Annotated in this window: 8 protein-coding genes; 3 read left to right on the forward strand and 5 right to left on the reverse strand. The window is 70.2% G+C overall.

All coding sequences use genetic code 11. The annotated features are described in order from the left end of the window. Both AC2H6A_RS15340 and AC2H6A_RS15345 read right to left on the reverse strand, forming a co-directional pair. Window positions 1-258, reverse strand: a 258-nt coding sequence (locus AC2H6A_RS15340; RefSeq protein WP_484274533.1) for a cupin domain-containing protein, incomplete at its 3' end; no start/stop codon positions are given. Then, complete coding sequence (locus AC2H6A_RS15345; protein WP_484274534.1) at window positions 255-1013, reverse strand: DNA-binding protein; 759 nt, start codon at window positions 1011-1013, stop codon at window positions 255-257. The genes AC2H6A_RS15340 and AC2H6A_RS15345, both read right to left, overlap by 4 nt. A gap of 117 nt (window positions 1014-1130) precedes the next feature. On the opposite strand from AC2H6A_RS15345, the gene mnmC1 reads away from it, so the two are divergent. Genes mnmC1 through purT form a run of 3 tightly spaced genes read left to right on the forward strand, consistent with a single transcriptional unit; the run spans window position 1131 to window position 4666 of the window. Continuing rightward, entirely contained in the window at window positions 1131-3002 is a 1872-nt protein-coding gene (gene mnmC1, locus AC2H6A_RS15350; protein ID WP_484274535.1) for an FAD-dependent 5-carboxymethylaminomethyl-2-thiouridine(34) oxidoreductase MnmC1, read from the forward strand. Between the two features lie 35 nt (window positions 3003-3037). Further along, the gene (locus AC2H6A_RS15355; RefSeq protein ID WP_484274536.1) at window positions 3038-3415 is read left to right on the forward strand and encodes a YkgJ family cysteine cluster protein; all 378 of its coding nucleotides are present in this window, start codon (window positions 3038-3040) and stop codon (window positions 3413-3415) included. A 15-nt stretch (window positions 3416-3430) separates the two neighbouring features. Beyond that, complete coding sequence (gene purT, locus AC2H6A_RS15360; protein ID WP_484274537.1) at window positions 3431-4666, forward strand: formate-dependent phosphoribosylglycinamide formyltransferase; 1236 nt, start codon at window positions 3431-3433, stop codon at window positions 4664-4666. Between the two features lie 111 nt (window positions 4667-4777). Here purT and AC2H6A_RS15365 read toward each other — a convergent pair whose 3' ends face one another. From AC2H6A_RS15365 to purL, 3 genes are all read right to left on the reverse strand, one after another. Continuing rightward, complete coding sequence (locus AC2H6A_RS15365) at window positions 4778-5806, reverse strand: porin (RefSeq protein WP_484274539.1); 1029 nt, start codon at window positions 5804-5806, stop codon at window positions 4778-4780. Between the two features lie 175 nt (window positions 5807-5981). Continuing rightward, a complete protein-coding gene (locus tag AC2H6A_RS15370; protein WP_484274540.1) occupies window positions 5982-7013 on the reverse strand; it encodes a Gfo/Idh/MocA family protein in 1032 nt (343 codons plus the stop codon). Further along, window positions 7010-8861, reverse strand: a 1852-nt coding sequence (gene purL, locus AC2H6A_RS15375; protein ID WP_484274542.1) for a phosphoribosylformylglycinamidine synthase, incomplete at its 5' end; no start/stop codon positions are given. The genes purL and AC2H6A_RS15370, both read right to left, overlap by 4 nt.

Raw genomic sequence — 8861 nt, forward strand, 5'->3', positions numbered from 1 at the left:
GGGAAAGCCGGCGATGTAATCGGCGGCGTCTTCCGACGAGAATTCGTCGAGCATCAGGAAAGGGTCCACCCGGGCGCCCGGATGGGCGCCGATGCTGCGGCGCAGACGCACGCCGGCACCATCGGAGGTGGGTTGCGAAGGGATGACCCGCGCCAGGGGGCGGACGATGACGGGCTGCGGCTGGGATGCCGCGCGCTGCGGCTCGGCGCGCTGCGGCTCGGCGGTCTGCGGTTGGGGCTGAGTCTGGGACGGGTTCATGGTGTCTCGGGTTGGTCGGGCGATGATACCGGCGGCGCCACTTCCAGCTCGAGCGGCTCCTGCCCGGGATCGGCGGCCCCGGGCAGCCCCGGCACCGGACGGCGGCCTCGGGTGGCAAGCAGGCCGAGCTGGACCCGAAGCGCGTTGGCTTCGCCCACGGCCCTGGCCACATCGCGCTGCGAGGCAGCCAGTTCCTGACGCAGGAGCAGCATCTCCTGCCCGCTGTCGCGCAGCATCTCGGTCATCGAGGCAAAGCGGCCCTGGTTGGTCGCCAGTTCACGCGCCGCCTCCATTTCGCGGGCGAGGGTTGCCTGCAACTGGGTCTCCAGGATGCTGACCCGCTCGCGCAGCGAGGCCAGTTCGGTGCGGGTGGCTTCCTGCAGGCGCGCCGCCGTGTCGCTGGCCTCGCGGGCCTGCGCCTGCAAGGGCGACAGTTCCGCCTGGGCCAGAGCGAATGCCCGCGTCCAGAGAGTCGAGAGCAGCTCGCCTCCCAGTTCGCGAAACTCCCCGGGAAGATCCGGCTGGTCGAGTCGTACCTTCGAACGCTCGCGCAGGTCCTGCCAGAACTGGCGCAGCACCTCGGCCGGCGTGCTCATGCTCCCGCGCCGGACGAGCTGGTACAGGCGGTTCGCGGTGGGGGTGATCCCGTGCCGGAAGAACAGCAGCACGCAGACCTCGCGATAGAGTTCCCGGGTATCACGCAGACGCTCCTTGAGCGCGGCGATCTCCTGCTGCAGGCCGGGACTGTCTTCCATGGTAGGCCCCATGAGTAAGAAATTGAGTGTAATCCGTAGTATTACTTAAATCATGCGCCCAGCAAGCTCCCGGCATGTCCTTGCGCAAAGCCTCGCGCCCCTCACGCGCGTCCACCCATGAGTCCGGCGGCAGTCACTGAACTCGTGCGTCGCTTTCTCGCGCGAACGCAGGCGCGACCCGACCCGGCGCCGCCGGCCGCATTGCTCCTGCTCGGCCTGGCGAACCTCGGGAGCATGGGCAGGTTGCTGTGCGAACTCCCGGCTGAAGGGCAGGCCTTGCCCGGCGCGGAGCGGCCTGTCCGGATCGATGTGGTCGTCATCGACGCTGGCCTACCCGCAGCCGCCACCGTGCGAGAGGCCTGGGAGCCGGTCTTCCGGGCAAGTACCTCGCTGCGAGCGGCAACACCCTGGCAGGACTGGCCCAGCGCCCTGCCCGGTCTGCACAGGGTTCGGCTCGCCCCCGCGGGACAGCGTGATGCCGGCCCGCTCCGACTCACCCTCGCCGTTGGCAGTCCGGAGCGGATACTGCCGCGACTTGCGCTCGCAGCCGATCTGATCGTCTTCCATGACGATGACGCCGACGCCGGATCGGCGCTCCCGCTGTCGTTCGGGGGCGCAGCGCTCGCCCTCGCCCGGCTGCTCGCCCCGGGCGGTCGGGTGATCACCCGCGCGGATGACACCCGCCGGGAGGCGTGGCTGCGCCGCGGCGCCTGGACGCCCGACGGCGAACAGGGCTCCGATCGCCCCCCGGCGGCTCGGGGCACCCCCTGCGCCCGATGGCAGCCCTGGCAACCCGGCCGGGCACTGGGACGCGTGACGCCCGCCAGCCCCACCCCGCCCGCAGCCAACGCCAGGGAGCTCGCCGTCGTGGGCGCCGGTCTGGCCGGGCTCGCCTGCGCCGCGGTCTTCGCGTCGCGAGGCTGGCAGGTCACGCTCATCGATGCCTCACCGTTGCCGCAGCCCGGATCCGGCCAACCCCTGCTCGCCGACCATCTGCATCTCTCGCCTGATGACAACCCCACCGCCCGCCTCAGCCGGCAGGCGCTCTGGCTGTCGCGCCCCTGGCGGGCGGGCGCGCCGATCGGCCGCTTCCAGATGGCCGACACCGAGACGGTGCGTGTCGACCAGCTGCGCGCGCTGGCGGCTCTCGGCCCGGCGGCCGACACGCTCGCCATGGCGGTGAATCGCTCCGAAGCCTCCGATCTCGCCGGCGTCCAGGTGGCTCGCGGCGGACTCTGGCTGCCAGGCTGCGGGGTGAGCGCCCCAGCGGACCTGCATCGCCACTGGATCTCCGGCAACCCCGCGATCCGCGTCATCAGCGGAACCAGGGTGCACAGCCTGCACCGTGAGAACGGCCACTGGCTGCTGAGCGATGAGCGCACCAGCCCGATTGCGCGTGCGCCTGCGGTGATCCTGGCCAATGCCGCCGACGCACCCCGCCTGGCCGGCCTGGCCAGCGTCCGCTTGCAGGCACGGCAGGGTCGCGCCGTGGCGCTCGCCTCGCCCGCCCTTCGCGGTCTGCGCAGCGTGCTCGGTGGCAGCGCCTATGCCTGTCCGATGGGCGAGGACACCGCCCTGATCGGGCTGACCGATCTGCCTGCCCAGGGCCCCGACCTGTCGCGCCTCACGGGCATGCTGCCGGCGCTCGGCACCGCCGCTGCGGCCCCGCGAACCCTGCGCATCTTCGAAGGCTGGCGCCATGCCGCGCCCGATCGCCTGCCGCTGATCGGCCCCGTGCCCGACGAAACCGCCATCCGGCGCACCGCCGACGACTTCGCCCGCAATGACCGGCTGGCAATGCCCCTTCTGCCGGGGCTCTACCTGCATGCCGCGCTCGGCGCGCGCGGGCTGCTCTGGTCAACGCTCGGTGCCGAACTGCTTGCCGATCTCGTCGAGGGCTGCGCGCCCCCGCTCGAGGCCGACCTCATCCATGCGCTCGCGCCCCAGCGATTCCTGCGCCAGGCGCTGCGACGGGGCCGGCTTCGATAAACTGCCGCGGTCGGCATCCACCACAGGCCTCGTCCATGACCGAAAAGCCCATCCGCTACGACTGCAGCCGCTGCCCGGGTTACTGCTGCAGCTACCCCCGAATCGAGGTCAAGGACGCCGACCTCAAGCGTCTGGCCAGGCACTTCTCGCTCACGGTCGAGGAGGCCGGTCGCAAGTTCACCCGCTTCTATGACGACGACGGCACGCCCGAGCGCATCCTGCGCCATCGGAAAGACACGGTCTACGGGTCGATCTGCCGATTCTTCGACACGACCGAGCGCCGGTGCACGATCTACGCCGCAAGGCCCGCCGTCTGCCGCCAGTACCCGAACGGCTCGCGCTGCGGCTACTACGACTTCATCCAGTTCGAGCGCAAGCACCAGGATGACCCCGACTTCATCCCGTCGGCCTGACGCGGAGCCCTGCCCATGTCTCTCGTCCACCCGCCGGTGCTCGGCACTCCCCTGTCTGCCTCGGCCGTCAAGGTCATGCTGCTTGGCTGCGGCGAGCTCGGCAAGGAAGTGATCATCGCCCTGCAGCGCCTGGGCGTCGAGGTGATCGGCGTTGATCGCTATCCGGATGCGCCCGGCCATCAGGTGGCGCACCGTCACCATGTCATCGACATGACCGACCCGGCGGCACTGCGCGCGCTGATCGAGCGCGAGAAGCCCGACCTGGTGGTGCCCGAGATCGAAGCCATCGCCACCCCCACCCTGATGGCGCTCGAGCGCGAAACCGGGCTCACCGTGATTCCCACCGCCCGGGCGGCCTGGCTCACCATGAATCGGGAAGGCATCCGCCGGCTTGCCGCCGAGGAGCTGGCACTGCCGACCTCGCCCTATCGCTTTGCCGACAGCCTGAACGAGCTGCGCGACGCCATCGAGGGCTCGCCGGGCGTGCCCGGGGTGGGCTATCCCTGCGTGGTCAAGCCGGTGATGTCCTCGTCGGGCAAGGGTCAGTCTCGGGTTGATGATGTCGCCGGCATCGAGCCGGCCTGGGCCTACGCTGCCACCGGCGGGCGGGTCGACACCGGCCGGGTGATCGTCGAGGGCTTCATCCGCTTCGAGTACGAGATCACCCTGCTCACGGTTCGCGCCCGCGATGCCGACGGCACCATCCGCACCCACTTCTGCGAGCCGATCGGCCATCGGCAGGTGGCCGGAGACTATGTCGAGAGCTGGCAACCGCAGGCCATGCCGGCGGCCGCACTGGACCGTGCCCGCGAGATCGCCGCCCGCGTCACCGACAGCCTGGGCGGCTGTGGCCTGTTCGGGGTGGAGCTCTTCGTTGCCGGCGATCAGGTCTGGTTCTCGGAGGTCAGCCCCCGACCGCACGACACCGGCATGGTCACGATGTGCACCCAGCACCAGTCGGAGTTCGAGCTCCATGCCCGGGCCATCCTGGGCCTGCCGGTGGATGTCTCGCTGCGCAGCCCGGGCGCCAGCGCCGTGATCTACGGCGAGCTCGAAGCTCGCGGCATCGCCTTCGAGGGCGTGGCCGACGCGCTCTCGCTGCCCGGCACCGACATCCGGCTGTTCGGCAAGCCCGAGTCCTTCAGCAAGCGGCGCATGGGAGTGGCCCTGGCCAGGGCCGACGACGCCGACCGTGCCCGCGGCATTGCACGCGAGGCGGCAAGCCGGGTGCGCCCCGTGGCGCAAGGCTGATCATCGGAAGGCGGCCACGCGCGGCGGAACGCCAGGCCACCCATGAAAAACCCGGCCAGTGGCCGGGTTGCCGATGAGACACCCGGCTTGCGCCGGGCGCGCAATCATCGATCAGAAGCGGTGACGGACGCCGACACCGATGGCGGTGTCCTTCGTGGCGCCGGCGGTGTTCAGCTTGGTCTCGAAGTAGTTGGCGTAGACATCGGTCCGCTTGGACAGGAAGTAGTCGTAGCCGACGGCGAAGGTGTCGCGCTTGACGTCGGCAGCGCCGGTCAGCGTGGTCTTCACATTGCCCACCGACACCAGCACGTTGCCCGGGCCGGCCTTGATCGAGGCGCCAAGCTGATAGCCGTTGTCTTTCTTGGTGGACGCGCCAGTCTCGCCCTTGATCTGCTGATACTGGCCGGTCAGGCGGGCCATGCTCAGGTTGTAGGCAGCCGACAGCAGGGTCGCCGATTGCTTGGTGATGACCTCGGGCGTGCCACCGGCCGAGTCGATGGTCTGGTAGGCCGCGTTCAGGCTGAGCGGGCCGGTGCTGAAGTCGAGATTGCCACCGAAGGCCTTGCCGGCGTTCTTGTTGGTGGCGTTGTCGAAGCGCTCCAGACCCAGCGAGTAGAGCAGGTAGGCGCGGACCGGGCCGAACTTGCCACCGTAGGACAGCGAGTTGTTCCAGCCGGAGTCGCCCAGGAGGTAACCACGGAAGCTCTGCTGCACCGCCGGCGAGAACACGAAGGAGTCGCCGAACGGATTGTAGATGATGGTGGACAGGAAGTACGGGGTGGTCTGACGGCCGAAGGCGACGCGGCCCATGGCGTTCTCGAGACCGATGTAGGCGTTGCGGGTGAACAGCGGATCGCCAGTGGCGCCCGCACCGAAACGGCCGCCCGCGCCCACGTCCATCCGCATGAAGCTCTCGACCGCGAACACGGCCTTCAGACCGCCGCCGAGGTCCTCGGAGCCGCCGAAGCCGAAGTAGGAGGTGGACATGCCGCCAGAGTCAGCCACGGTGGCCGACGCGCCGCCGGTCTTGAGCTGGCCGACGAACATGTCGGTCAGGCCGTACAGGGAAGCATTCTGGGCATGCGCGGCCGATCCGACCGTCAGGGCCGCGATGGCAGCCGCGAGAGCGATTTTTTTCATGGGAGGATTTTCCTTGTGGAGGTTCCTGACGAGCAGGCGAGTCGTAACCTTACGGTAATGACGGAATCGACTGAAGCGCGGGGTGAGGGGATGCGGCAACGCAACAACACCTGCCGGTGTCAGTCGAGCAGAACGCACCGATGGCGAGACGATCGCGCACCGCGCAAGGGCGGGCTCACCCCGGTGGTGCGCGCTCCGGCATCACCAGCAGAGCCTCGATGACCGACTGCACCCGCAGGGCATCGGCGGCGTCGGGCAGGCCGTGCGGGCCCCCGCGCGCAAAGGCGCCCAGCGATGCGAGTTGCGCCTGGTAGGCCGCGGTCCGGGGATCGGGCTTTGCGCCATCAGGCACGGGCAACTCCTGCCAGGCGGTGCCGTCACTCTCGCTCGCCCGATACCAGTCGGTCAGCCGCAGGGCGCCGCGGTCACCGCGCAGGGTGAAGACCACCTCGTCGGGACCCCAGCCACCGGCCGCCGCGCTCACCGTGACCGGTACGCCACCACAGGCGAGCGTGGCCACCGCCGCGCATTCGCAGGCCAGCGGATCGGCCGGCCAGGTCACCGCGCCCCCCGTCAGCCGGCACTCGCCGAAGAGCTTGAGGCACAGGTACACGAAGTGCGACAGCACCTCGCGCACGAAACCGCCCTGCTCGCGCTGGCGCAGCCAGCCGGCGCTGGCCTGCCAGTCGCGCGGCCAGCGCGCGAAAAAGAGCCGGATGTCCACCGCCAGAGGCGTGCCGATCGCGCCCTCGCGAAGGCGGCGCGCAAGATGCTCGGCCGCGGGCGCGCTGGCAAAGACGAAATTCACGGCATGGGGTGTGCCCAGCTGCCGCAGTTCATCGACCAGGCGATGGGCCTCGTCGAGACGGGCCGTGAGCGGTTTCTCGCAGAAGACCCGCAGACCCTGGCGTGCCGCCATCAGCGCGTATTCGCGGTGATGCGCCGGCGGCGTGCCCACATAGGCGAGGTGCACGGCCGGATTGGCCAGCAGGCTGGCGGGGTCGGCCGCGATCGGCACCGACGGGAAATCGGCCCGCGCCCGGGCGCGGGCGGCCGGGTCGATGTCCCAGGCGCCGGCCACACGCAGGTCGGGGCGCAGCGCCGCCTGCTCGAGCATGCGTCGACCGATCACGCCCAGCCCGATCACGCCGATGCCCACCGGTGCGCCCTCGGGCACCGCGCGCGTCGTCACCCGAGGCGCGTTCATGACACCCACACCCTGGCGTTGCGGAAGAGTCGCATCCAGGGCGAGTCCTCACCCAGGGAGGGGTCCCGCCAGCTCATCTGCAGGCTGCGGAACACCCGCTCGGGATGCGGCATCAGAATGGTGGCGCGCCCGTCGTCGGAGGTGAACCCGGTCAGGCCGTCGGGCGAACCGTTGGGATTGGCCGGATAGCGGCTGGCCCGGCTGCCGTCGTGCTCGATGTAGGCCAGCGCGCCACGAGCCTGCGCACGCTGCCGGTCATCGGCAAAGACCGCCCTGCCCTCGCCATGCGCCACCACGATCGGCATGCGCGAACCCGCCATGCCGGCCAGCAGCACCGAGGGCGACTCGAGCACCTCCACCTGCACCAGGCGCGCCTCGTACTGCTCGGAGCGGTTGCGCAGGAAGCGCGGCCAGCCCTGCGCGCCCGGGATGATGTCCTTGAGCAGCGACATCATCTGGCAGCCGTTGCACACGCCCAGGCTGAAGGTGTCCGGGCGGGCGAAGAAGGCCGCGAAGGCATCGGCCAGCGCGGTGTTGAACAGGATGGAGCGGGCCCAGCCGGCACCGGCGCCCAGCACATCGCCGTACGAGAAGCCGCCGCAGGCCACCAGCCCGCGAAAGTCGTCGAGGCGGTGCCGGCCCTCGAACAGGTCGGTCATGTGGACATCATGGGCATCGAACCCGGCGCGATCAAAGGCGGCGGCCATCTCGAGGTGGCTGTTGACGCCCTGCTCGCGCAGGATGGCCACCCGCGGGCGCGCCTTGCCGATGATCACCGGCGCAGCCACGTCTTCAGCAGGATCGAAGCCCAGCTGCAGGTGCAGGCCGCGATCACTGGCGACACCGATGCGTTCGAACTCCTCGGCGACGCAGGCCGGGTCGTCGCGCAGCTCGGCAATGCGACGACTGGTCTGCGCCCAGCAGGCCTGCAGCTCGGCACGCGGCTCGCTGTAGATGCAGCGGCCGTCGCGATAGATCTCGATCGCATCGCGGGTCTGGGGCTTGCCGATCACCTGGCTGCAGGGTGAAAGGCCACGCGCGCGCAGCACACCGAGCACCGTGTCGCGCTCGGCGGCGCGCACCTGCAGCACCGCGCCGAGCTCCTCGTTGAAGAGCGCCTTGAGGGTGAGTTCGTTGCGCTGGACGGCGACCTGCTCGGGTCGGATCTTGAAATCGCCCCAGTCGGCACTGTGCGGGTCGATGGTGAGCAGGTCGATGTTCACCGCCAGGCCGCAGCGGCCGGCGAAGGCCATCTCGCACAGGGTGGCGAAGAGGCCGCCATCGGCGCGATCGTGGTACGCGAGGAGCAGCCCGCGCGAGGCGAGTTCGCCCACCGCAGCCACCAGGCGGGCGAGCAGTTCGGGGCGATCAAGGTCGGGAGCACGATCACCGAACTGGCCACTGACCAGCGCAAGCGCGCTGCCGCCAAGCCGCTGCCGGCCTTCACCGAGATCGACCAGGATGAGCGCGGTGGCCGGATCGGCCACCAGCTGCGGGGTGAGCGCGCGCCGCACATCGGCGAGCGGCGCAAAGGCGGTGATCACCAGGGAGGTGGGCGAACTGACCCGCTTCTCGGCGCCATCCTCGCGCCAGGCGGTGCGCATCGAGAGGGAATCCTTGCCCACCGGGATCGCCACCCGCAGCTCGCGGCACAGGTCTGCGGCGGCCTCCACGGCCAGGAACAGGTCGGCATCGTGGTCGGGCTCGCCGCAGGCCGCCATCCAGTTGGCCGAGAGCTTCACCCGGCTGATGTCGTCGATGCCGGCCGAGGCAAGATTGGTGATCGCCTCGCCGATCGCCATTCGCGAGGCCGCTGCCGGATCGATCACCGCCAGCGGGGTGCGCTCG

The sequence above is a fragment of the Quisquiliibacterium sp. genome (genome assembly GCF_982640115.1).

Bases quoted from the DNA above. Each gene is read 5' to 3' on its own strand.
- AC2H6A_RS15370 (WP_484274540.1), bottom strand. From the start codon at position 7,013: ATGAACGCGCCTCGGGTGACGACGCGCGCGGTGCCCGAGGGCGCACCG.
- mnmC1 (WP_484274535.1), top strand. From the start codon at position 1,131: ATGAGTCCGGCGGCAGTCACTGAACTCGTGCGTCGCTTTCTCGCGCGA.
- AC2H6A_RS15345 (WP_484274534.1), bottom strand. From the start codon at position 1,013: ATGGAAGACAGTCCCGGCCTGCAGCAGGAGATCGCCGCGCTCAAGGAG.
- AC2H6A_RS15365 (WP_484274539.1), bottom strand. From the start codon at position 5,806: ATGAAAAAAATCGCTCTCGCGGCTGCCATCGCGGCCCTGACGGTCGGA.
- purT (WP_484274537.1), top strand. From the start codon at position 3,431: ATGTCTCTCGTCCACCCGCCGGTGCTCGGCACTCCCCTGTCTGCCTCG.
- AC2H6A_RS15355 (WP_484274536.1), top strand. From the start codon at position 3,038: ATGACCGAAAAGCCCATCCGCTACGACTGCAGCCGCTGCCCGGGTTAC.